The organism is Frigoribacterium sp. CFBP 8766, from assembly GCF_014841435.1.
Classification (GTDB): domain Bacteria; phylum Actinomycetota; class Actinomycetes; order Actinomycetales; family Microbacteriaceae; genus Frigoribacterium.
Window position 1 is genome coordinate 103,489 of sequence record NZ_JACYTX010000001.1, and the last position, 22,623, is coordinate 126,111.

Consider the following 22,623-nt stretch of genomic DNA (forward strand, 5'->3'; position numbering starts at 1 on the left):
TACAAGATGCCCGAGAGACCGCGCCTGACCCCAGCCGTCGCCGACGTCCGACGTGCCGTCCGCGCCTCCTTCGCAGGCCTCGCGACCGGCGACCTGGTGCTGGTGGCGCTGAGCGGCGGCGCCGACTCGCTCGCGCTCGCCGCGGCCACCGCCTTCGAGGCCCCTCGCGCCGGGCTCACGGCCGGTGCGGTCGTCGTCGACCACGGCCTGCAGCCGGGCTCGGACGAGGTGGCCGAGGCTGCCGCTGCCCGGGCCTCGGCGCTGGGGCTCGCGCCCGTGGTCGTCCGGCTGGTCGACGTCGGCGCCGAGGGCGGCCCCGAGGCCGCCGCCCGCGAGGCCCGCTACGCCGCGCTCACGACGGTCGCCGCCGAGACGGGCGCCGTCGCCGTGCTGCTCGGGCACACCCTCGACGACCAGGCCGAGACTGTGCTGCTCGGCCTCGCCCGCGGCAGCGGCCCGACGAGCCTGCAGGGCATGGAGGCCGCGTCCGGGCGGTGGCGACGGCCGCTGCTGGCGGTCCGGCGCGAGGCGACCCGCGCCTCCTGCGCCGATCTCGGCCTCGAGCCGTGGGACGACCCGCACAACGACGACCCCGCGTACGCCCGGGTGCGCGTCCGCACGACCGTGCTGCCCGTGCTCGAGCGCGAGCTGGGGCCCGGCGTCGCCGAGGCGCTCGTGCGCACCGCGGCGCAGCTGCGCGAGGACTCGGAGGCGCTCGACCACTTCGCCGAGGAGCAGGCGGAGGAGGTGGCCGACCACGCCGAGGCCGGCATCTCGCTCGACGTCCGGTCGCTGGCCGCGAACCCCGCGGCGCTGCGGCAGCGGCTGATCCGCCTGGCCGTCGAGAGCGAGTTCGCGCTGACGCTGAGCCGCGCGCAGACCCTCGAGGTCGCCCGGCTCGTCACCGACTGGCACGGCCAGGGAGCGGTGTCCCTGCCGGGCGTTACAGTTGTGCGCACCGGGGGCGCGCTGCACTTCGCCGCGACCGCCGCCTCCTGAGGCTCCGCCCCTCCCTCCCCCTCACGACTGGAGAACGCCCGACCATGGAACTCAGCGACATCGAGAGCGACCTGACCAGCGTCCTGTACACCGAGGAGCAGATCCACGCGGCGATCGCCGAGGTCGCCCGTGCGGTCGAGGTCGACTACGCCGGGCGCGAGCCGCTGCTGGTGGGCGTGCTCAAGGGCGCCGTCATGGTCATGGCCGACTTCGCGCGCGAGCTCAAGCTGAACGCGCAGATGGACTGGATGGCCGTCTCGTCGTACGGCTCGGGCACGAAGTCGTCGGGCGTCGTCCGCATCCTCAAGGACCTCGACACCGACCTGCACGGCCGCGACGTGATCATCGTCGAGGACATCATCGACTCGGGCCTCACGCTCTCGTGGCTGCTCGAGAACCTCAAGAGCCGCGGTGCCGCCTCCGTCGAGATCTTCGCGCTGCTGCGCAAGCCCGAGGCCGCCAAGGTGCACGTCGACGTCAAGTACGTCGGCTTCGAGATCCCCAACGAGTTCGTCGTCGGCTACGGCCTCGACTTCGCCGAGAAGTACCGCAACCTGCGCGGGGTCGGGGTGCTGGCGCCTCACGTCTACAGCTGAAGCCGGGTCGCTCGGGGCCCTCGGTCGAAGGCTCCCTCGGCGCTGGGGTCGCGGCGACGCTGGCGCGTCCCCCTCAGCTCCACCGCGCACGTCTACAGCTGAGGCTCGTCCACCACCCCAGTACGGGAGCGGGCAGCCCGCTATGAGCGAACACCCATGGGGCCCCTAGGCGGCCCGTTGTAGCCTTTCGCTCACGTTCTTCCTGCAGAAAGGTGTCGGGCGTCGCCCGTACTGACATGGACTTCAAGAAACTGTTCCGCGGACCGATCATCTACATCGTGATCGCGGTGATCGGCATCGGCATCGGCTGGAGCGTCATCAGCGCCTCCGGCACGACCCAGGTGTCGACGCAGGAGGGGCTCAAGGCCCTGAACGACGACAAGGTCTCGTCGGCCACGATCTTCAGCAACGAGCAGCGGGTCGACCTCGTCCTCAAGGACGGCGACGCGCAGCAGCAGTTCTACTACTCGACGCCCCGCGGCGACGAGGTCGTCACCGCGATCAACGACGCGGACCTGAAGGACTTCGACGACACCGTCACGCAGACCAGCTGGTTCGTGTCGCTGCTCAGCGTCCTCCTGCCGTTCCTCATCATCGGCGTCATCTTCTGGTTCCTCCTGTCGTCCATGCAGGGAGGCGGCAGCAAGGTCATGCAGTTCGGCAAGTCCAAGGCGAAGCTCGCGTCGAAGGAGACGCCGCAGGTGATGTTCACCGACGTCGCCGGCGCGGACGAGGCCATCGAGGAGCTCGAGGAGATCAAGGAGTTCCTCAAGGAGCCCGCGAAGTTCCAGGCCGTGGGCGCCCGCATCCCCAAGGGCGTGCTGCTCTACGGCCCTCCCGGCACCGGCAAGACCCTGCTCGCCCGCGCCGTCGCCGGCGAGGCAGGCGTGCCCTTCTTCTCCATCTCGGGCTCCGACTTCGTCGAGATGTTCGTCGGCGTCGGCGCCAGCCGCGTGCGCGACCTCTTCGAGCAGGCCAAGCAGAACTCGCCGGCCATCATCTTCGTCGACGAGATCGACGCCGTCGGCCGTCACCGCGGCGCCGGCGTCGGCGGCGGCAACGACGAGCGCGAGCAGACCCTCAACCAGCTGCTGGTCGAGATGGACGGCTTCGACGTCAAGACCAACGTCATCCTGATCGCTGCGACGAACCGTCCCGACGTGCTCGACCCCGCCCTGCTGCGTCCGGGCCGCTTCGACCGCCAGATCGGCGTCGACGCCCCCGGCCTCGACGGTCGCCGCCAGATCCTCGAGGTGCACGGCAAGGGCAAGCCCCTCGCCGCCTCCGTCAACCTCGAGGTGCTGGCCCGCAAGACGCCGGGCTTCACCGGTGCCGACCTCGCCAACGTGCTCAACGAGGCGGCCCTGCTGACGGCTCGCTCGAACGCGCAGCTGATCGACAACCGCGCCCTCGACGAGGCGGTCGACCGTGTCATGGCCGGCCCCCAGCGCCGCAGCCGCATCATGAACGACCACGAGAAGCTCATCACGGCGTACCACGAGGGCGGCCACGCGCTCGCGGCGGCGGCGATGCGGCACACCGACCCGGTGACCAAGATCACGATCCTGCCGCGTGGCCGGGCCCTCGGCTACACGATGGTGCTGCCCCTCGAGGACAAGTACTCCGTCACCCGCAACGAGCTGCTCGACCAGCTGGCCTACGCCATGGGCGGCCGCGTCGCGGAGGAGCTCGTGTTCCACGACCCCACCACCGGTGCCTCCAACGACATCGAGAAGGCCACCGGCACCGCCCGCAAGATGGTCACCGAGTTCGGAATGAGCAACAAGGTCGGCTCGGTCAAGCTCGGCCAGGGTTCCGGCGAGCAGTTCATGGGCCGCGACATGGGCCAGCGCGACTACTCCGAGACCATCGCCGAGACGGTCGACGCCGAGGTGCGCGTGCTGCTCGAGCAGGCGCACGACGAGGCCTGGGCGGTCATCAACGACAACCGCGACATCCTCGACCACCTCGCGGCCGAGCTCCTCGAGAAGGAGACGCTCGACCACGACGAGCTCGCGGTGATCTTCAAGGACGTCAAGAAGCTGCCCGAGCGTCCGCAGTGGCTCTCGAGCGACAAGCGTCCCGTGTCGGACCGCCCCGCGATCCCGATGCCGACCAAGGCACCGGTCGACGCCGCGGCCGTCGACGGCGGAGTGGGCTCCGAGCCCGAGGAGGCGCCCTCGCGGAAGCGCCCGCCGCGCACCACCCCCGGCATCGCCACGGCCTAGGCACGCAGGCCGATCCGGGCGGCGCACCGCGTCCGCCCGGATCGGTAGCCTTGCCTCTCGACCCGTGGCCCTGATCGGAGGAACCTCCCCGTGACCGACTCGCCGTCCGACGGTGACCACCGCTCGTCGTCCGCCGCGTCCGAGCCGCGTGCCTGGAAGCGGCCGCGTGGTCGCGAGCGGTACCCGGACCCGGTCGTCGTCGACGCGCCTCCTCCGGCCAGCGCCCCGGCCGCCGGTGCCGAGCGTCGTCTCGCCCTGTCGCTGGACGAGCGCGCCGCCGTCCGGCCGCCCGCCCAGCTGCCGCCCGTGACCCACACCCCGGCGACGCAGTCGTCGGCCGCGCAGGCACCGGCGCAGGCGCCCGCCCGGCAGCACCCGCCCGTGCCGACCCCGCCCGCGGGTGCCCGTCCGGGCGTGCCGCCGGCCGTCGCGCCGCGGGCCTCCACTGCTCCCGCCGCGTCCGGAGCGCCTGCCCCGACGGCCGCCTCCGGCCACGTCGCCGGGCGACGCCTCGTGGTCGGCGGTCGCTACGACGGCCCGCTCCCCGGCGGCGACGCGACGCGCACGCGGTCCGGGTCGCACGCCGCGCCCGGCCTCGTCGACGCGCCTGCCCGTGAGCTCGACGAGCCCGGCCGGCCACCTCGCGAGCGCACCCGCGTCGCCTCGCACGCCGCGCCTCCTGAGGACCGGGCCGAGCTGCTCCGGCTCGAGGCCGACGACGTGGCCGCCGCTGCGGTCGCCGACTCCGCCCGCGCTGCCGACACCGGTGCGCACTCGCGGCCGGCTCCTGCCGCCTCCGGCCCCCGGGCACGCCGCCGGGCACGCGGCCGCGCCGACGAGGTCGACCCGCGCGACGTCGCGACGCGGGCGATCCCGGTCCAGCGCCCCGCCGCCTCCGTGCGCGCGACCGGCGCGACGCGGGACGACCGCGGCTCCGTGACGGTCTCGCGCACGCTCGTGATGGGGATCCTCAACGTCACACCCGACTCGTTCAGCGACGGCGGCCGCTACGTCGGCCTCGACGACGCCCTGCGCCACGCTCGCGAGCTCGTCTCCGCCGGGGCCGACATCGTCGACGTCGGGGGAGAGTCCACCCGGCCGGGCGCCCGCCGCGTCGACCCGGTCGAGGAGCAGCGTCGGGTGCTGCCGGTCATCCGGGAGCTCGCCTCCGAGGGCGTCCGGCTGAGCATCGACACCATGAACGCGGCCACCGCGTTCGCCGCCGTCGACGCGGGCGCCGACGTCATCAACGACGTCTCCGGCGGCCTCGCGGACCGCTACATGGCGCAGGTCGCTGCCGACACCGGCCGGCCGTTCGTCGCGATGCACTGGCGAGGGCACCTCGCCGACGCGACCGCGGGCATGCGGGGCGACGACGTGGCCGGCCAGGTGCGCGACGAGCTGCGCCGCCGCGTCGACGACCTCGTCGACGCCGGCGTCGACCGTGACCAGATCGTGCTCGACCCCGGCCTCGGCTTCTCGAAGGACGCCGACCAGAACTGGGAGGTGCTCGCCAGCCTCCACGAGCTCGGCCGGCTCGGTCACCCGATGGTGGTCGGCGCGTCGCGCAAGCGGTTCCTCGGCGACCTGCTGCCGGACGGCGCCGAGCCCCGCGACCGCGACGCGGCCACGGCGGTCGTCAGCGTGCTCGCCGCACAGGCAGGCGTCTGGGCGGTGCGGGTGCACGACGCCGCGTCGACGCGCGCGGCCCTCGACGTCTGGCAGGCGTGGCAGCGCGGGTCGGGCCCGGCCCGCTCGGCGAGGCACGCGTGAGCGCGGCGGGCGACGGGCGCGGGCCCGACGAGGCGCCGTCGGTCCGCACGGCACCCGTCGGGCTCGACGTGCTGCGGCTGCTCGGCGTCCGCGCCACGGGCCACCACGGCGTCTTCGACCACGAGCGCCGCGACGGGCAGGAGTTCGTGATCGACGCCGTCGTGCACCTCGACACGACCCCGGCTGCCGACGACGACGACCTCGCGCAGACGGTGCACTACGGCGTCCTCGCCGAGCAGCTGGTGGCCGCGGTCGAGCGCGACCCCGTCGACCTGATCGAGACCCTGGCCGAGCGCCTCGCCGCCCTCGTGCTCAGCCACCCCGCCGCCGCGCGGGTCGAGCTGACCGTGCACAAGCCGGGCGCCCCGATCACCGTGCCCTTCGGCGACGTGTCGCTCACCGTCGTGCGGGAGCGCCCGTGAGCGGCGCGAGCGTCTCGAGCGTCTCGAGCGTCTCGAGCGTCTCGAGCGTCTCGAGCGTCTCGAGCGGCTCGAGCGGCTCGAGCGGCGCGGCCGGCGCCGGGGCCGCGCCCGTCGTGCGCCGCGGCGTGGTCGCGCTGGGCTCGAACCTGGGCGACCGCGACGAGCTGCTGCGCGACGCCGTCGCCGCGCTGGCGGCGACCCCGGGCGTGACCGTGACCGCCGCCTCCTCGCCGGTGTCGTCGGTCGCCGTGACGCTCGACGGCCCGGACGAGAGCAAGCCCACCTACCTCAACGCCGTCGCGCTCGTCGAGACGACGCTCGAGCCCCTGGCGCTGCTCGACGCGCTGCAGGCGATCGAGCACGACCACGGCCGGGTACGCGACGAGCGCTGGGGCGACCGGACCCTCGACCTCGACGTCGTCGTGCTCGGCGACCTCGAGCTCGACACCGAGCGCCTCACGCTGCCGCACCCCCGTGCAGCCGAGCGCGCGTTCGTGCTCGAGCCGTGGCTCCAGGTCGACGAGGAGGCGCGGCTCGGCACCCGGGGACGCGTCGCCGACCTGCTCGCCGCGCTGCCCGACCGCACCCGGCCCGTGCCCGGGGCGACCGGCCTGCTCCTGCCGGCCCGCGCCTCCTCGGCCCCGGCCCCCGGGTCCGACGACGCCTCCGACGACGCCTTCGACGACGCGTCCGGCCCGGACGACGCCCGCGCCCCTGCCCCCGCCCGCGACCCCGACTCGGCGGGAGGAGCCTCGTGAGGCACACCCGTCCCGCGACGCTCGTCGGCCTCGCCCTCGTGGCCCTCGTCGGCGGCTTCGTCGTCGACGCTGCACTCGTGTCGTCCGGCCAGCCCTCGATCGTGCCGTCGATCGTGCTCGGCCTCGTGCTGCTCGTGATCGGCGGCATCGTCGTGACGATGGCCCTGCCGGTGCGCCGCGTCGCCAAGGGCACGCAGAAGGAGCGGATCGACCCGTACTACGCGACCCGCGTGCTGCTGCTCGCGAAGGCCAGCAGCCTGGCCGGCGCTCTCTTCGCGGGAGCGAGCGGGGGGGTGCTCGCCTTCATGACGACGCGCGGCGTGGACGTGGCGATAGGCTCCGTGGTGCCCACGATCGTCGCCGTCGTGGGGGGCCTCGGCCTCCTCGCGGCCGGGATCGTCGCCGAGCACATGTGCACGGTGCCGCCCGGGGACGACGAGGGCGGACCAGGAGCCCAGGCGGCCTGACCGCAGGCCGGCAGCCCCGCCGACAGCACTGCTGCAGGGCGACCCGCAGCCGACCCGGAGGTACGCGCCATGGACCGACTCGACGTGGCAGAGGCCGCCTGGACCGGCATCTCGCCCAAGTACGTCTGGCCCGAGCTCGTGGGCTGGCTGATCACGGGGCTGCTCGCCGCGGCCGCCACGACGCCGCTCTGGTTCATCGGCGCCTGGTGGTGCTACGCGATCACCGCCGCCGTCGTGGTCGTGATGGTCGTCGTCATGGCGTTCGTGCCCCGACGCGTCCGCTCGATCCGGTACCAGCTGCGGGAGGACGACCTGCTCGTCCGCCGCGGCATCCTGTACCTGCGCTTCGTCGCCGTGCCCTACGGCCGGATGCAGCTCATCGACATCAACCGCGGCCCCGTCGTGCGGGCCCTCGGTCTCAGCGACCTGAAGTTCGTCACGGCGGCGGCGTCGTCGGGCGTGACGATCCCGGGGATCCCGGAGGCGGAGGCCGACTCGCTGCGCGACCGCCTCGTCGAGCTCGCCGAGTCCCGCCGGGCGGGGCTGTGAGCGGGCCGCTGCCGGGGGAGGGGGCACCGCCTCCTGCGGACGAGCCTGCGACGCCTGCGACGCCTGCCGCGCCCGCGCCTGGCGGGTCCGCCGCGCCTGCCGCGCCCGCCGCGGTGGCCGAGCTCACCGACGGGGAATGGCACCGCCTGCACCCGGCGACCCCGCTGCTCAAGGGCGGCATCGCCCTGATCGTCGTGCTGGGCATCATCGTCAACAACGCCCGCGAGTGGGTCGTCGGCTTCTTCGTGCCGGGCGGGCGGCGCCCCGACGGCGACGGCGAGGGCGACCCGTTCGGGTACGTCGTCGAGCACGGGTACCTCGGGTTCGTGCTGCTCGGGGTGCTCGTCGTGGTCGCCGTGCTCGTGCTCGTCTTCTGGTTGTCGTGGCGGATGAACACGTTCCGCGTCACGGAGGAGATCGTCGAGGTCCGCAGCGGCGTCGTCTTCCGCACGGACCGGCGGGCGCGGCTCGACCGGGTGCAGGGCATCAACATCCAGCGGCCGGTGCTCGCGCGCGTCTTCGGCGCCGCGAAGCTCGAGGTGAGCCAGGCGGGCGACGACGCGAACGTCTCGCTCGCCTACCTCCGCTCGGCGGCGGCGGACGACCTGCGGCGCGAGATCCTGCGGCGCGCCTCGGGCGTGCAGCGGTCGGCCGTCGACGGCGTGCAGGCTGCGCCTCCTGCCGGTGGGGCGGTGCCCGGGCAGGTCGCGCCCGGCCAGCCTGCGCTCGGCCAGGCCGTGCCCGGCGACGCGGTGCCCGGCCACGTCGCGCCTGCCGACTCCCGTCAGCGCTTCGTCGGGCTCGTCGAGCAGCGCGCCCAGGACTTCCTCTCCGACGGCCTCGACCCGCAGGGGGCGCCTCCCGAGTCGGTCGTGAAGGTGGACGTCGGTCGCCTGGTCGGCTCCGTCCTGCTCAGCGGGTACACGCTGTTCCTCGTCGCGGCCGCGATCGCCGTGGTCGTCAGCGTGCGGCTGACAGGCGAGTTCTTCCTGCTCTTCGCCCTGCTGCCCGCCGTGCTCGGCTCGAGCGGGTACTACGTCAACCGGGTCACGAAGTCGCTGCGCTACAGCATCTCGTCGTCCCGCGACGGCATCCGCATCGGCTACGGGCTGTTCTCGACGACGAACGAGACGCTCCCGCCCGGACGCATCCACTCGGTGAGGGTGAGCCAGCCCCTGCTGTGGCGGCCGTTCGGCTGGTGGCAGATCAGCATCAACCGGGCCTCGCGCTCGTCGACCGACGGCTCGGGGCAGCAGGGCAACTCGACGCTGCTGCCGGTCGGCGACGAGACGGACGTGCGGCGCGTGCTCGAGCTCGTGCTGCCCGAGCTCGTCGGCGTGGCCGCCGCCGGGGTGCAGGCCGAGGAGCGTGCCGAGGAGCGGGCCGAGGAGGCGTCGGCCCCGTCGGCCGAGTCCGTCGCCGGCCCCGAGACGGCGGGCACTGGGCCTGCGCTCGTGGAGCCCGAGCGTGCCGTCGTGCACGAGCGCGCCTCGCACACCCTCTCGCTCGTCGAGGACGGCCTGACCTCACGCGGCAGCGAGGGCGGCTTCACCACGTCGCCCCGTCGGGCCGCCGTGCTGCGCTGGTTCTCCTGGCGCCGCAACGGCTTCCGCACGGCTCCGGGTGCCCTGCTGCTGCGCAAGGGAGCGATCTGGCGCGAGCTCGTCGTCGTGCCGCTGCCCCGGATGCAGAGCGTCGGCCTGTCGCAGGGCCCGCTGCTGCGTCGCCTCCGGCTCGCGGCCGTGCACCTGCACACCGTCCAGGGGCCGATCATCGCGACGATCGGCGCGCTCGACCAGGACGACGCGCTGGCGTTCTTCGAGGGTGCCGCGCGGGACGCGGTGACCTCGGCCCGGGCCGACCGCACCCACCGCTGGGGCGCCTCCTCGGCTCCCGTCGCTGCGGACCCGACCGCCACCTCCTCGGCTCCCGTCGCCCCTGCCGCCCCTGCTGCCCCTGCTCTCAAATTCGAGAGTGATCCGTCCTCGGGCAGTGCAGGTGCCCCGCCGACCAGCGCTGGCGAGCAGGATCTGTCTCCGTCCGCCGATGGACCCCGTGACGCACCGCGAGAAGAGCCGCGCCCGTGAGCCCGCAGCAGAGCGGCCGCCTCGGCGTCGGCGTGATCGGCGCCGGCCACGTCGGGCCGGTGCTCGGCGCCGCCCTGGCCGCCGCGGGCCACGCGATCGTCGGCATCTCGGCCGTGTCCGAGCGCAGCCTCGACCGGGCGGAGGCGATCCTCCCGGGCGTCCCCGTGCTGACGGTCCCCGAGATCGTCGAGCGCAGCGAGCTCGTGCTCATCGCGGTGCCCGACGACCAGCTCGCCGACCTCGTGCAGGGCCTCGCCGCGACCGGCGTCTGGCAGCCGGGCCAGCTCGTCGTCCACACCTCGGCGGCGCACGGCCTCGAGGTGCTGCGGCCGGCGCTCGCCGCGGGGGCGATCCCGCTGGCGATCCACCCGGCGCTCACGTTCACGGGGACGACGATCGACCTCGTCCGGCTCCGCGAGGCGTGGTGCGCCGTGACCGCTCCCGGGCCCGTCCAGCCGATCGGGCAGGCGCTCGTCGTCGAGATGGGCGCCGAGCCCGTGCTCGTCAGCGAGGCCGACCGGCCGCGCTACGCCGAGGCCGTGGCGACCGCCACCGAGTTCTCCGCCGCGATCGTCACGCAGTCGGTCTCGATGCTCGCCGAGCTCGGCGTCCCCGAGCCCGGCCGGCTCATCGCGCCCCTGGTCCGCTCGGCCATGGACCGCGCCCTGGGCGTCGCCGGCGGCTCGAGCGGCCCCGGTACCATCGACATGGCGGCGTTCGACGACCCGCCGTCCCCGTTCGGCGGGGGCCTCGGCGCCTGACGGCTGCGCGCCTCCTCGTCCGCTCGTCGCCGTCGCAGCCCGTAACGCGCGTCCTCGCCTCCCTCGTCTCTCCGTCCCCCACCACCCCGCTGGAGCCCCTGCACATGACCGACGTCCCCGAGACCACCACCCCCTCCGACGACGCGGCCGCCGTGGCCGCCGCCGCGGCCGAGGCGGCTCGCGAGGCCTCCGAGCAGAAGCAGGTGCGGCTCGAGAAGCGTGCCCGGCTGCTCGAGACCGGGCGCGACGCGTACCCGGTCGGCGTCCCGCTGACCGACACGATCCCCGCCGTGCGGGCGCGTCACGCCGAGCTCGAGGCGGGCGCCGAGACCGGCGAGGTGGTCGGCCTGGCCGGACGCGTCGTGCACGCGCGCAACACCGGCAAGCTCTGCTTCGCGGCGCTGCAGGCCGGCGACGGCTCGCGCATCCAGGCGATGGTGTCGCTCGCCGAGGTGGGCGACGAGTCGCTCGCCGAGTGGAAGGACCTCGTCGATCTCGGCGACCACGTCTTCGTCGAGGGGCAGGTCATCTCGTCGCGGCGCGGCGAGCTGTCGATCATGGTGAGCGAGTGGGCGATCGCCTCGAAGGCGATCCTGCCGCTGCCGAACCTGCACGGCGAGCTCAGCGAAGAGACGCGGGTGCGTCAGCGCTACCTCGACCTGATCGTCCGCGACCAGGCCCGCGCCACGGTGCGCGCCCGCGCCGCCGCGGTCTCGTCGCTGCGCCGCACCTTCGACCAGCACGAGTACCTCGAGGTCGAGACCCCGATGCTCCAGACGATGCACGGCGGCGCGGCGGCGCGTCCCTTCACGACGCACAGCAACGCGTTCGACACCGAGCTGTTCCTCCGCATCGCGCCCGAGCTGTTCCTCAAGCGCGCCGTCGTCGGCGGCATCGACCGCGTCTTCGAGATCAACCGCAACTTCCGCAACGAGGGCGCCGACTCGACGCACTCGCCCGAGTTCGCGATGGTCGAGGCGTACCAGGCCTACGGCGACTACGAGCAGATGGCCCGGCTCACGCAGCAGCTCGTGCAGGAGGCGGCGCTCGCGGTCGCGGGGACCCACCTCGTCACGCTCGCCGACGGAACCGAGTACGACCTCGGCGGCGAGTGGGCCCGCGTGCCCATGTACGAGTCGCTCAGCGAGGCCGCCGGCGTCGAGGTGACGCCGCTGACGACCGTGTCCGAGCTGCAGCGCCTCGCCGCGACCGTCGACCTGGTCGTGCCGCACGAGACGCACGGCAAGCTCGTCGAGGAGCTGTGGGAGCACTTCGTCAAGCCCTCGCTCGACCGCCCCACCTTCGTCGTCGACTTCCCGGTCGACACGAGCCCTCTCGTCCGCCAGCACCGCTCGAAGGCCGGCGTCGTCGAGAAGTGGGACCTCTACGTGCGCGGCTTCGAGCTCGCCACGGCGTACTCCGAGCTCGTCGACCCGGTCGTGCAGCGCGAGCGCTTCGTCGAGCAGGCCGCGCTCTCGGCCCGCGGCGACGCCGAGGCCATGCGCCTCGACGAGGACTTCCTCCGTGCCCTCGAGCACGGCATGCCGCCGAGCGGCGGCATGGGCATGGGCATCGACCGCCTCCTCATGGCGATCACCGGGCTCGGCATCCGCGAGACGATCCTGTTCCCGCTGGTCAAGTAGCGGCAGGGCGCGACGCGGCGCTCCTTGACCACCCGAGTCTGTGTCAGTACATTGGTACGAACCTGATACAAAAACCCGGGAGGGCCCATGTTCTGGATCTACCTGCTGCTCGTCGCGTCGCTGGTCGTCATCGCCGTCGACACGGCGTCTCCCCGTCGGCACGGGGCACAGCTCGCGAAGCTGGCCGCCCGCATGAACCTGCCGGTGACCCCTGAGGTCGAGCCGCTCGTCCGCGCCCGCCTCCGCCGTCGTGCCTGGGGAGTCGGGCTCGGCGGCGGCGTGGTGGTCGCGGCGGCGCTCACGGTCGGGCTGCTGCTGCCCGAGCTGCGGCAGTCGCCCCTCGCCGCGGCGACCGTGCTCGTCGCGGGCTTCGCGGGCACGGGCGTCGGCGCGGCCGTGGCCGCCGTCGGCTCGGTGCCCCGTCCGGCCGCCGATGCGGTCCGCGTCGCCCGGACGGCGCCTCCTCGTGTGGCGGACTATGTCGGCCCGCCCGAGCTCGTCGGCGCGCGCCTCGTCGTGGGCCTGGCGCTCGTGGCCTTCGTCGTCGGCGGCGTGGCCGCCGTCTCCGGCCTCGGCGGCGCGCTCCCTCCGACCGCTCTCGCCGAGTGGGTCACGGGCGTCCCCGGGGTGACCGCCCTCGTCGCGGTCGTCGGGCTCGTCACGACCGAGGTGGTCATGAGGCGCCTCGTCGACCGCGGGCAGCCGGCCGTGTCCGAGCTGGACCTCGCCTGGGACGACGCGCTCCGGTCGATGGCGCTGCGCGACCTCGTGACGGCTCCCGTCGTCCTCGGCTTCGTCGGGCTCACCGGCACCTTGACCGTCCTCGGCGACGCGGCCGCGGGCGGGGGCCCCGGGTCGGTCGGCAACCTCGTCGTGGGGGTCCTCGGGCTCGGCGTCGCCGCTCTGCTGGCGCTCGCGCTCGGCGTCGTGATCTGGGCCCTGGCGACGAAGCCGCACCTCCACTGGTGGCGGCGCCTGTGGGAGCCGCGCCGCCCCTCCGTCGCCGCCCCTGCCGGCAGTGCGGGGAACCTGCCGTGATCGTCATCGACCAGCGCTCGTCGGTGCCTCCCTTCGAGCAGCTCCGGCAGCAGCTGCTTGCCGCGATCGGCTCGGGCGAGGTGGCCGCCGGAGCCCGGTTGCCGACCGTGCGGCGGTTCGCGGAGGACCTCGGCATCGCGCCCGGCACCGTCGCCCGCACGTACCGCGAGCTGGAGCAGGCGGACGTGCTCGAGACCCGCGGTCGGCACGGCACGTTCGTGACCGCGGGCGGTGCCGAGGCCGAGGCGCGGTCCGCGGCGGCCGACTTCGTCGGCCGGCTCCGCCGCCTCGGGGTGGACGCGGCGACGGCGCGCGGGCTCGTCGACGCCGCGTTCGACGCGTCGGCCTGAGGGGCGGGCGGTCCCGCAGGAGGCGCGGGGCGCCTCCTCGGTGCGCCTAGAGCCTCAGGTGGTTCGGCCTCGACGCATCCTCAGGCGCGGGCCCCGGACCTGGCTTATCCTCGACGCATGCCAGAGACCTTCTTGGGAGCCGCGATCTTCGCCGTGACGCCGACGATCGTCGTGGGCCTGATCTTCTGGTTCGTCGTGCGCTCGCTGCTGCGGGCCGACCGCACCGAGCGGTCCGCCTACGCGAAGATCGAGGCGGAGGAGCGCGAGCGGGCCGAGGCCCTCGAGCGCGGCGAGGCCGGCGCGACCCGCGCCTCCTGAGCCTCCCGAGTCTCGCCCCGGGCGTTCCGCCTGCGGCTCACCTGCACGCCCGTCGACGCTGTCGGCGGGCGTTCGCTGTACCCCGGGAATGCCGCTTCCAGGGCGTCGGAGGCGTCCCTGTACCCCGTCTGCTGCCCTCGGCTCAGGCGAACGGCACGCACTGTACCCCGCAGGCTCGATTCGCGTAATACACCCGGTGGCCCCGCACGTCAAAGCCTGGTCTCCCCCGTCCCCCGAATGGCTCGAAACCCTGTACGCACGCACAGAACTGCCTTGCGAAGGGCCTCAGCGACTTCTCCCGAGACCCTGCCCCGCGCCAGACTTGTGACAACGCCGAAGAGCTTCACGAACTATTCGACATGACACCAGTCAGACCTCGAGCAGGGAGAGAACGATGACGATCACATCCGTCACCACGCGCAACACCACCACAGACACCACCGACGAGCCCGAGGTCGAGGTCCTGTCCCAGGTCCGCGGTGCATCCACCGACCAGGTCGGCGACTACCTCCGCCACATCGGCCGCATGCCGCTGCTGGACGCCGCAGAAGAGACCGAGATCGCGCGTCGCATCGAGGTCGGCCTGTTCGCCGGCGAGAAGCTCAAGGAGCTCCAGGCCGCCGACGCCGTCAAGAAGAACCGCACCAAGGCGCACGCCGAGATGATGCGCGACCTCCGCTGGCTGCAGCACGACGGCGAGCGTGCCAAGGACCGCATGATCACGGCGAACCTCCGCCTGGTCGTCAGCATCGCGAAGCGCTACACGCAGCGTGGCCTCCCCTTCATGGACGTCATCCAGGAGGGCAACCTCGGCCTCGTCCGCGCGGTCGAGAAGTTCGACTACACGCAGGGCTACAAGTTCTCGACGTACGCCACCTGGTGGATCCGCCAGGCGATCGCCCGCGGCCTCGCCGACAAGGCGCGCGCCATCCGCATCCCCGTGCACACGGTCGAGCGCATCAACCGCATCTCGCGTGCCGAGCGCGACCTCACCGTCGACCTGGGCCGTGCGCCCACCGTCGAGGAGGTGGCCGAGGAGGTCGCCATGGAGGTCGCCGACCTGGTCGAGCTCAAGTCGCGCTCGCACGAGCCCGTCTCGATCCACACCGTCGTCGGCGACGCCGAGGACAGCGAGCTCGGCGACTTCATCGAGGACGAGGAGACCCCCTCGCCCACGGCCGCGACCGAGAACTCGCTGCTGAACCGCGACATGCACGCTCTCGTGGCGACGCTCCCCGAGGACGAGGCCCGCGTCATCCGCATGCGCTTCGGCCTGGACGACGACCAGCCCATGACCCTCGACGAGATCTCGAAGCGCGTGCACAGCTCGCGCCAGGCCGTCTCGCGCGTCGAGAGCCGTGCCCGTCTCCGCATGTTCGCGAAGGCCGTCAGCCAGGACCTGCAGCTGTACCTGCAGTAGGCCGGCGCGACCTGCAGTGCCTGAGGGCCGCCTCCCCGTCCACCCGGGGAAGCGGCCCTCGGTCGTTGCGGCGTCTCGGTCGTCCCATCCCCGAGTGATGGGCCCTCGTCATTCCCGCCCCTGAGCGGTCCCAATTCGGCCCTCATCTCCTCGTGAACAACGAAATCTGACCCCAGGACGGCCCGGCATGCCGGCTCACCGGGCGTCTCCGCTCGACTGGTCCCAATTGGGGCCCCTCAGCCGCAGCAAGCACGAGAACGGACCACTCGACGTCGAGCGGAGAACCCTCCACACCCCACGAGGCGTGCGCCGTCCCCACAGGACGTCCACGTTCCTGGGCCACCCGCCCTACATCGCCCCGATGCTCGTCGCATGCCCCGCATCGATCTGCCTCCGTCAGTGTCCGCCCGGCCCTTCTCCGTGTCGGAGGCACTCGATGCGGGGCTCGGTCGGGAGCGACTCCGGGGCCGGGACCTGTTCCGTCCACACCACGGGGTCCGGGCGCCCCTCCGAGCGGCTTCGGTGGGTCACGTCCAGGACGTGGCTCGGCTGTTCCTGCCTGGGATGCGACCAGGATGGTGCTTCTCCCATGTCACGGCACTCGCCATCTGGGGCCTGCCGCTCCCTTCGTTCCCTGTCCTCGGCGACGCGTCTGGACCGACCCTGTTGCACGTCTCCGTCTCAGCAGGGCGCGGTCCTCGGCGGGAAGGCATCGTCGGACATCGCGGACTCGGCGTCGACACGGCTCGGACCCTCGGGGACCTTCCCGTCGTCGACCCCTTGACGGCGTTCGTGCAGGCAGCTTCGCAGTTGCCCCTGGACGCTCTCGTGGCGGTCGGCGACGCCCTCTGCGGTTCGTGGTCGCCGTGGCCGGAGGCGCGGGAGCGAGCACCGACCGACATCGAGGAGCACCTCGCCGCCTGCGGTCGGGCACGTGGAGTCGGATCGGCCCGACGAGCACTCACGCACGTGCGCATCGGCGTCGAGTCCCCGAAGGAGACGGAGCTCCGCCTCCTTCTCGTCCGAGCAGGACTCCCCGAGCCCGAGATCAACACCAAGACCTACGACGGGGCCGGTCGCTACCTCGGCAAGCCCGACCTCCGCTACCCGGACGAGCGGGCCTCGATCGAGTACGAGGGCGACGAGCACCGACGTGACCCGGAACGATGGCGCCGCGACATCCGCCGACGGGAGCGCTTCGCCGACGCGGGTTGGCGGACCATCCGAGTCACGGATGCCGATCTGCGGGGGGCGTCTGCGCGCGAGCTCGTCGGCCGGGTCCGGCGTGTCCTCTCTGGCTGACGACTCCGTCGAGTGGTCTCGTTCTGTCCTTCACCGCTGCCGGAACGACTGTTCGTGACCACTGGGCCCGTGGAGGGAGGGGGAGAGGGGATTGGGCCCAGGAAAGGGGTGGTGGGGGAGGCGCGGCGGCGGTACCGTGGGCGCGGACGAGCAGGCGCACACCAGCGCATGCCGCAGGAGCTGCACGAGAGGGGTGATGAGCATGGCCGTCGTCATCGCACACGCGAACCCCCCTCACACCCGGGTCGCCGTCTAGACGCTGCGCCTCGCGCACGCCGATGAGCGGCCCCCTCCTCAGGAGAACCGCTTGTCCTCTCACCCCGACGACTCCGTCGTCACACCGTCCACGACCCTGCCGGCGCCACCGACGGCCTCAGCGTCGCCGACTACGCACTCGTCCCCGATCCCCGACGACTTCGTCGTCCCCGCCTTCAGCACCGCCGAGCCCGTCGACGGCCAGCGGTGGTCGACCTGGCCGGCGGCCACGCCGACCGAGCGCGGCCCCCGTCCGTGGCCGAGCTGGCTCGTCACCTCGGCCGCCGCCGTCGACACCGAGCTCGGCGTCGTCAAGTCGGGCAAGGAGGCGGACCTCTTCCTCATCGACCGCACCGTGCCCGACGACGTCGAGCTCGGCCCCCTCGACGGCGGCCGCAGCGTGCTGCTCGCCGCCAAGCGCTACCGCGGCCCGGAGCAGAGCGACTTCCACCGCTCCTCCCAGTACCGAGAAGGCCGTCGCACCCGCAACACCCGCGACGGCCGCGCCATGGCGCGCGGCTCCACCCACGGTCGCCGGGTGCAGGCGGGCCTCTGGGCCGCCGCGGAGTTCGACGCCCTGGGGCGGATGCACGCACTCGGCCTGCCGGTGCCGTACCCGGTGCAGATCTCGGGCACAGAGGTGCTGATGGAGTTCATCGGCGACGGCACGGCCGCCGCGCCCCGCCTGGCGCAGACACGTGCCGACAGCGCCGACCTGTGGCCGTTGTTCGAGCAGGTCGCCGAGATCGTCCTGGTCCTGGCCCGTGCCGGCTTCGCCCACGGCGACCTCAGCGCGTACAACCTGCTGGTGCACGAGGGGCGCGTCGTCGTCATCGACGTGCCGCAGCTCGTCGACGTCGCGAGCAACCCGCAGGGCGCCGAGCTGCTCGAGCGCGACTGCCGCAACGTCTGCGAGTGGTTCGGTCGTCGCGGCTTCGAGCGCTCGCACCACCACCTCTTCGCCGAGGCCCTGGGGGAGGTCTTCGGCTAGGGCCCGGCGGCCGCCGCGGCCGCCGTGAACCGTCGAGGAGTGCTGCCGCAGACCCGCCAGACGACAGGTCGTGACGGTTCACCAGGCCGGGCAGGCAGGGGATGCGGGTCGAGCAGACAGGAGGCGCGGGTCGAGCCGGCAGGAGGCGCGGGTCAGCTGGTCGGGGTGGGCGAGAGCACCTCGGTCGCCTCGGCGCCGGCCGCCCCGCGGCGGTGCGCCGTGCGCGCCTTGAACTTGGCGCGGACGTCGCTCGGCACGAGCTCGAGCAGCTGGTCCTCGCGCAGGGGCAGGTCGAGCAGGCTGAGCTTCAGGCGCCCCTTGGTGGCGTGCCGCCCGGCGTCGAGGCGGATCACCTGTCCGGCCTCGGGCCGCAGCGACATCGACACGACGCAGCCGTCGCTCACGTCGGCGACGACGCGGCCGTCGACCTCGAGGGCCGCCGAGTGCGTGCCGCTGCCGATCTGGAACCGCAGCTGCTCGAGCGGGCCGAGCACCACCGAGCGGTCGATGCCCGACATCGGCGCGACGGGCGTGATCAGCGTCGCCGCGACGGCGGGCGACAGGATCGGCCCGCCCGCGGCGTAGTTGTAGGCGGTCGAGCCGGCGCTCGTCGCGACGACGACGGCGTCCGCCTTGTAGTAGCCGTAGGGGGTGCCGTCGAGCACGAGGTCGGCCGTGACCACGCCCTCGCCGGGGCGACGCGCCATCGACACGTCGTTGAAGGCGAGGAACCGGTTCTCGGTGCCCGACGCGGTGTGCACGACCTCGACGGCGTGGTGCGGCTCGAGCGAGAAGTCCTCGGCGGCGAGCCGCTCGAGGGCGGCGGGCAGCTCGTGCGGCTCGACCTCGACGAGGAACCCCACGTTGCCGTAGTTCACGCCGAGCACCGGCACGGGCCGGTCGGCGACCAGCCGCATGGCGCCGAGCATCGTGCCGTCGCCGCCGAGGGCCACGACGACGTCGACCGTGTCGCGGAACTCCTGCTCGTCGATCAGCTCGACGCCGCCCTGCATGCGCGACTCGTCGGCGGCCTGCGCGACGAGGCGGACGTGGCCGCCGGCGACCTCGCCGCGCTGCTTCCACCCGCAGAGGATGTCGACGGAGTCGCGGACCGACTTGGTGGGGTGCGGCACGAGGCCGACGACGAGGTTGCCCATGAGGCGAGGCTAGACCGCGCCCCTGTCGCCCGGCTGACGCCGCCGACCCGGCCCGCGCCTCCCGCGCCCGAGCCCGCCGACCCGGCCCCCGCCTCCTCGTCTGTCCCCCTGGTTCACAGGGTGTCACGCCCCCAGCGAACAGGGATGACCTGCGGGGGAGGCGCTGGTTACGCTCTCCGTAGACCGGCACCGAATGCAGGTGTCGACCGCGTACTGGTGGCGACGACCACCCCGCCACCGAGGGAGTCAAGAGATGTTCGAGAGATTCACCGACCGTGCCCGTCGCGTCGTCGTCCTCGCCCAAGAAGAGGCGAAGATGCTGAACCACAACTACATCGGCACCGAGCACATCCTGCTCGGGCTGATCCACGAGGGCGAGGGCGTCGCCGCCAAGGCCCTCGAGTCGCTGGGCATCTCGCTCGACGCCGTGCGCGAGCAGGTCCAGGACATCATCGGCCAGGGCCAGCAGCAGCCCACGGGCCACATCCCCTTCACGCCCCGTGCGAAGAAGGTCCTCGAGCTGAGCCTCCGCGAGGCGCTGCAGCTCGGCCACAACTACATCGGCACCGAGCACATCCTGCTCGGCCTGATCCGCGAGGGCGAGGGCGTCGCCGCCCAGGTCCTCGTGAAGCTCGGCGCCGACCTCAACCGCGTCCGCCAGCAGGTCATCCAGCTCCTCTCGGGTTACCAGGGCAAGGAGGCGGTGGCCGTCGGAGGCGAGCAGCAGCAGAGCGCGCAGGGCGGCAGCCAGGTCCTCGACCAGTTCGGCCGCAACCTGACGCAGGCCGCGCGCGACAACAAGCTCGACCCGGTCATCGGTCGCGAGAAGGAGATGGAGCGGGTCATGCAGATCCTCTCCCGCCGCTCGAAGAACAACCCCGTGCTGATCGGCGAGCCCGGCGTCGGCAAGACCGCCGTCGTCGAGGGCCTCGCGCAGGCCATCGTCAAGGGCGAGGTGCCCGAGACGCTCAAGGACAAGCAGCTCTACTCGCTCGACCTCGGCTCGCTGATCGCCGGCAGCCGCTACCGCGGTGACTTCGAGGAGCGCCTGAAGAAGGTCACCAAGGAGATCCGCACCCGCGGCGACATCATCGTCTTCATCGACGAGATCCACACCCTCGTCGGTGCGGGTGCCGCCGAGGGCGCGATCGACGCCGCGTCGATCCTCAAGCCCTTGCTGGCGCGAGGCGAGCTGCAGACGATCGGCGCCACGACGCTCGACGAGTACCGCAAGCACTTCGAGAAGGACGCCGCCCTCGAGCGACGCTTCCAGTCGGTGCAGGTCAACGAGCCGTCGCTGCCCCACACGATCAACATCCTCAAGGGCCTCCGCGACAAGTACGAGGCGTTCCACAAGGTCTCGATCACCGACGGCGCCATCGTGTCGGCGGCGAACCTGGCCGACCGCTACGTCAGCGACCGGTTCCTGCCCGACAAGGCGATCGACCTGATCGACGAGGCCGGCGCCCGCCTGCGCCTCTCGATCCTGTCCGCACCGCCCGAGCTGCGCGAGTTCGACGAGCGCATCGCCGGCGTCCGCGCCCAGAAGGAGGGCGCGATCGAGGACCAGGACTTCGAGAAGGCCGCCTCGCTGCGCGACGAGGAGAAGAAGCTGCTCGGCGAGCGTCTCCGTCTCGAGAAGCAGTGGCGCTCGGGCGAGGCCGGAGCCGGCGGAACCGTCGACGAGGGCATCATCGCCGAGGTGCTGGCCCAGGCGACGGGCATCCCCGTCTTCAAGCTCACCGAGGAGGAGACCTCGCGTCTCGTCTTCATGGAGCAGGCCCTGCACCAGCGCGTCATCGGTCAGGAGGAGGCCATCGCGGCCCTGTCCAAGACCATCCGCCGCACGCGCGCCGGCCTCAAGGACCCGAACCGCCCCTCCGGGTCGTTCATCTTCGCCGGCCCCACGGGCGTCGGCAAGACCGAGCTGGCCAAGGCGCTCGCCGAGTTCCTCTTCGACGACGAGGGCGCGCTGATCAGCCTCGACATGTCGGAGTTCGGCGAGAAGCACACCGTCTCGCGGCTCTTCGGTGCCCCTCCCGGGTTCGTCGGCTTCGAGGAGGGCGGCCAGCTCACCGAGAAGGTGCGCCGCAAGCCGTTCTCCGTGGTCCTCTTCGACGAGATCGAGAAGGCCCACCCGGACATCTTCAACTCGCTGCTGCAGGTGCTCGAAGAAGGACGTCTCACCGACGGCCAGGGCCGCGTGGTCGACTTCAAGAACACGGTCATCATCATGACGACCAACCTGGGCTCGAAGGGCATCGCCGGCGGTCCCGTCGGCTTCCAGATCGAGGGCGACACCGCGACCGGCTACGACCGCATGCGCGCCAAGGTCAACGAGGAGCTGAAGAAGCACTTCAAGCCCGAGTTCCTCAACCGCGTGGACGACACCATCGTGTTCCCGCAGCTGTCGAACCCCGAGCTGCTGCAGATCGTCGACCTGTTCATCAAGCGCCTGAGCGACCGTCTGCTCGACCGCGACATGACGGCCATGCTGACGGTGCCCGCCAAGGAGCAGCTCATCAAGATCGGGTTCGACCCGGCCCTGGGTGCTCGTCCGCTGCGTCGTGCGATCCAGCACGAGGTGGAGGACCGCCTGTCCGAGCGCATCCTCACGGGCGACCTGACGGCCGGCGACCACGTGCTGGTCGACTGGGTCGACGGCGAGTTCGTCTTCACGACGACCCGCCAGCCGGGCCGCGACGAGGTGCTCGTGGGCGACGTGCCCGAGATCGAGAGCTAGGCGCGAGCCAGCTCGTCGGGAGCGTCAGCTCCCCGTGATCCGCTGAGAGGGCGGTCCGGCTTCGGCCGGGCCGCCCTCTCGCGTGCGCCGGGCGGTCGACGAGGAGGCGCGGGCCGGCTCCCCGGGACGGCCCGTCGCGGGAGCCCCCGGCTGGGTAGGCTCGGGGGATGACCTCCGCGGACCAGCACGGCATCACCGTCCGCGACGCCGTCGTCAGCGACGTGCCGCACATCCAGCGCCTCTGCGAGCCCTTCGTGCAGAAGCGGATCCTGCTCGGCAAGGACCTCGTCACCCTCTACGGCGACGTGCAGGAGTTCCAGATCGCCGTCGGCCCCGACGGGGTGCCCGTCGGCTGCGGGGCGCTGCACGTCATGTGGGACGACCTCGCCGAGATCCGGACGCTCGCCCTCGACCCGGCCTGGATCCGCCGGGGAGTCGGCCACCGCCTCCTCGACTCGTTGGAGGGCGCCGCCCGGCGCCTCGAGATCGGCCGTCTGTTCTGCCTCACCTTCGAGGTCGACTTCTTCGAGAAGCACGACTACCTCAACGTGGGCGACGACGGGCTCGTGCCGCCCGAGGTCTACGCCGAGCTCGTCCGCTCGACCGACGAGGGCGTCGCCGAGTTCCTCGACCTGGCCCGGGTCAAGCCGAACACCCTCGGCAACTCGCGCATGCTCAAGGCGCTGCCGCCGCTCGCGGACTGACCGCGTCCCGCCCGGCCGCACGCCCGCCTCCTGCGTGCTCGGCAGAAGTTCCCAGGCCCACA

General features: G+C 72.8%; 20 protein-coding genes. 19 read left to right on the forward strand and 1 reads right to left on the reverse strand.

Features of this window, described 5'->3' with window-relative positions:
• Nucleotides 1–6: 6 nt before the first annotated feature.
• The 17 genes from tilS to IFT90_RS00595 all read left to right on the forward strand — a co-directional run bounded on the left by tilS (nt 7) and on the right by IFT90_RS00595 (nt 17,957).
• Nucleotides 7–999 (forward strand): tRNA lysidine(34) synthetase TilS, encoded by a 993-nt coding sequence (gene tilS, locus IFT90_RS00515; protein WP_192040540.1) that lies wholly within the window; start codon nt 7–9, stop codon nt 997–999.
• A 44-nt stretch (nt 1,000–1,043) separates the two neighbouring features.
• The gene (gene hpt / locus IFT90_RS00520) at nt 1,044–1,595 is read left to right on the forward strand and encodes a hypoxanthine phosphoribosyltransferase (RefSeq protein WP_123547461.1); all 552 of its coding nucleotides are present in this window, start codon (nt 1,044–1,046) and stop codon (nt 1,593–1,595) included.
• Nucleotides 1,596–1,831: 236 nt separating this feature from the next.
• Complete coding sequence (gene ftsH, locus IFT90_RS00525) at nt 1,832–3,823, forward strand: ATP-dependent zinc metalloprotease FtsH (RefSeq protein WP_192040541.1); 1,992 nt, start codon at nt 1,832–1,834, stop codon at nt 3,821–3,823.
• Between the two features lie 90 nt (nt 3,824–3,913).
• Nucleotides 3,914–5,596, forward strand: coding sequence for a dihydropteroate synthase (gene folP, locus IFT90_RS17435; RefSeq protein ID WP_371812027.1), 1,683 nt, complete (start codon nt 3,914–3,916; stop codon nt 5,594–5,596).
• Nucleotides 5,593–6,018 (forward strand): dihydroneopterin aldolase, encoded by a 426-nt coding sequence (gene folB, locus IFT90_RS00535; RefSeq protein ID WP_192040542.1) that lies wholly within the window; start codon nt 5,593–5,595, stop codon nt 6,016–6,018. Before folP ends, folB begins: the two co-directional genes overlap by 4 nt.
• Nucleotides 6,015–6,776, forward strand: coding sequence for a 2-amino-4-hydroxy-6-hydroxymethyldihydropteridine diphosphokinase (gene folK / locus IFT90_RS17225; RefSeq protein WP_371812028.1), 762 nt, complete (start codon nt 6,015–6,017; stop codon nt 6,774–6,776). The genes folB and folK overlap by 4 nt, the downstream gene beginning before the upstream one ends.
• On the forward strand, nt 6,773–7,243 hold the full coding sequence (locus IFT90_RS17230; RefSeq protein ID WP_123547464.1) for a DUF3180 domain-containing protein: 471 nt from the start codon (nt 6,773–6,775) through the stop codon (nt 7,241–7,243). Before folK ends, IFT90_RS17230 begins: the two co-directional genes overlap by 4 nt.
• A 69-nt stretch (nt 7,244–7,312) precedes the next feature.
• Nucleotides 7,313–7,792: a PH domain-containing protein gene (locus tag IFT90_RS00550; RefSeq protein ID WP_192040543.1), complete on the forward strand. Its 480-nt coding sequence runs from the start codon at nt 7,313–7,315 to the stop codon at nt 7,790–7,792.
• Between the two features lie 113 nt (nt 7,793–7,905).
• Nucleotides 7,906–9,879, forward strand: coding sequence for a PH domain-containing protein (locus IFT90_RS00555; protein WP_371741036.1), 1,974 nt, complete (start codon nt 7,906–7,908; stop codon nt 9,877–9,879).
• Nucleotides 9,876–10,640: a Rossmann-like and DUF2520 domain-containing protein gene (locus tag IFT90_RS00560; RefSeq protein ID WP_123547467.1), complete on the forward strand. Its 765-nt coding sequence runs from the start codon at nt 9,876–9,878 to the stop codon at nt 10,638–10,640. Before IFT90_RS00555 ends, IFT90_RS00560 begins: the two co-directional genes overlap by 4 nt.
• 104 nt (nt 10,641–10,744) lie before the next feature.
• Nucleotides 10,745–12,283 carry a lysine--tRNA ligase gene (lysS, locus tag IFT90_RS00565; protein WP_192040545.1) on the forward strand — a complete coding sequence of 513 codons (1,539 nt, stop codon included), beginning with the start codon at nt 10,745–10,747 and terminating at the stop codon, nt 12,281–12,283.
• 87 nt (nt 12,284–12,370) lie between these two features.
• Nucleotides 12,371–13,321, forward strand: a complete 951-nt coding sequence (locus IFT90_RS00570) for a hypothetical protein (RefSeq protein ID WP_192040546.1) — start codon at nt 12,371–12,373, stop codon at nt 13,319–13,321.
• Nucleotides 13,318–13,671, forward strand: a complete 354-nt coding sequence (locus IFT90_RS00575) for a GntR family transcriptional regulator (protein ID WP_133739119.1) — start codon at nt 13,318–13,320, stop codon at nt 13,669–13,671. Before IFT90_RS00570 ends, IFT90_RS00575 begins: the two co-directional genes overlap by 4 nt.
• Nucleotides 13,672–13,788: 117 nt before the next feature.
• On the forward strand, nt 13,789–13,989 hold the full coding sequence (locus IFT90_RS00580; RefSeq protein ID WP_123547471.1) for a hypothetical protein: 201 nt from the start codon (nt 13,789–13,791) through the stop codon (nt 13,987–13,989).
• 394 nt (nt 13,990–14,383) lie between these two features.
• Entirely contained in the window at nt 14,384–15,409 is a 1,026-nt protein-coding gene (locus tag IFT90_RS00585) for a sigma-70 family RNA polymerase sigma factor (RefSeq protein ID WP_192040547.1), read from the forward strand.
• Between the two features lie 810 nt (nt 15,410–16,219).
• A complete protein-coding gene (locus tag IFT90_RS00590; protein ID WP_192040548.1) occupies nt 16,220–16,711 on the forward strand; it encodes a hypothetical protein in 492 nt (163 codons plus the stop codon).
• Between the two features lie 307 nt (nt 16,712–17,018).
• Nucleotides 17,019–17,957, forward strand: coding sequence for a serine protein kinase RIO (locus IFT90_RS00595; protein WP_244644726.1), 939 nt, complete (start codon nt 17,019–17,021; stop codon nt 17,955–17,957).
• Nucleotides 17,958–18,109: 152 nt separating this feature from the next.
• Here IFT90_RS00595 and IFT90_RS00600 read toward each other — a convergent pair whose 3' ends face one another.
• Nucleotides 18,110–19,114 (reverse strand): NAD(+)/NADH kinase, encoded by a 1,005-nt coding sequence (locus tag IFT90_RS00600; protein ID WP_192040549.1) that lies wholly within the window; start codon nt 19,112–19,114, stop codon nt 18,110–18,112.
• A gap of 253 nt (nt 19,115–19,367) precedes the next feature.
• Between IFT90_RS00600 and IFT90_RS00605 the strand changes: the two genes are divergently transcribed.
• Nucleotides 19,368–21,857 carry an ATP-dependent Clp protease ATP-binding subunit gene (locus IFT90_RS00605; protein WP_146902288.1) on the forward strand — a complete coding sequence of 830 codons (2,490 nt, stop codon included), beginning with the start codon at nt 19,368–19,370 and terminating at the stop codon, nt 21,855–21,857.
• A 167-nt stretch (nt 21,858–22,024) separates the two neighbouring features.
• Nucleotides 22,025–22,561: an amino-acid N-acetyltransferase gene (locus IFT90_RS00610; RefSeq protein ID WP_192040550.1), complete on the forward strand. Its 537-nt coding sequence runs from the start codon at nt 22,025–22,027 to the stop codon at nt 22,559–22,561.
• Nucleotides 22,562–22,623 lie beyond the last annotated feature (62 nt).

Coding starts and splice junctions, on each gene's coding strand:
- ftsH (WP_192040541.1), top strand. CDS start 1,832: ATGGACTTCAAGAAACTGTTCCGCGGACCGATCATCTACATCGTGATC.
- IFT90_RS00580 (WP_123547471.1), top strand. CDS start 13,789: ATGCCAGAGACCTTCTTGGGAGCCGCGATCTTCGCCGTGACGCCGACG.
- hpt (WP_123547461.1), top strand. CDS start 1,044: ATGGAACTCAGCGACATCGAGAGCGACCTGACCAGCGTCCTGTACACC.
- IFT90_RS00570 (WP_192040546.1), top strand. CDS start 12,371: ATGTTCTGGATCTACCTGCTGCTCGTCGCGTCGCTGGTCGTCATCGCC.
- IFT90_RS00585 (WP_192040547.1), top strand. CDS start 14,384: ATGACGATCACATCCGTCACCACGCGCAACACCACCACAGACACCACC.
- IFT90_RS00610 (WP_192040550.1), top strand. CDS start 22,025: ATGACCTCCGCGGACCAGCACGGCATCACCGTCCGCGACGCCGTCGTC.
- lysS (WP_192040545.1), top strand. CDS start 10,745: ATGACCGACGTCCCCGAGACCACCACCCCCTCCGACGACGCGGCCGCC.
- IFT90_RS00605 (WP_146902288.1), top strand. CDS start 19,368: ATGTTCGAGAGATTCACCGACCGTGCCCGTCGCGTCGTCGTCCTCGCC.
- tilS (WP_192040540.1), top strand. CDS start 7: ATGCCCGAGAGACCGCGCCTGACCCCAGCCGTCGCCGACGTCCGACGT.
- IFT90_RS00550 (WP_192040543.1), top strand. CDS start 7,313: ATGGACCGACTCGACGTGGCAGAGGCCGCCTGGACCGGCATCTCGCCC.
- IFT90_RS00600 (WP_192040549.1), bottom strand. CDS start 19,114: ATGGGCAACCTCGTCGTCGGCCTCGTGCCGCACCCCACCAAGTCGGTC.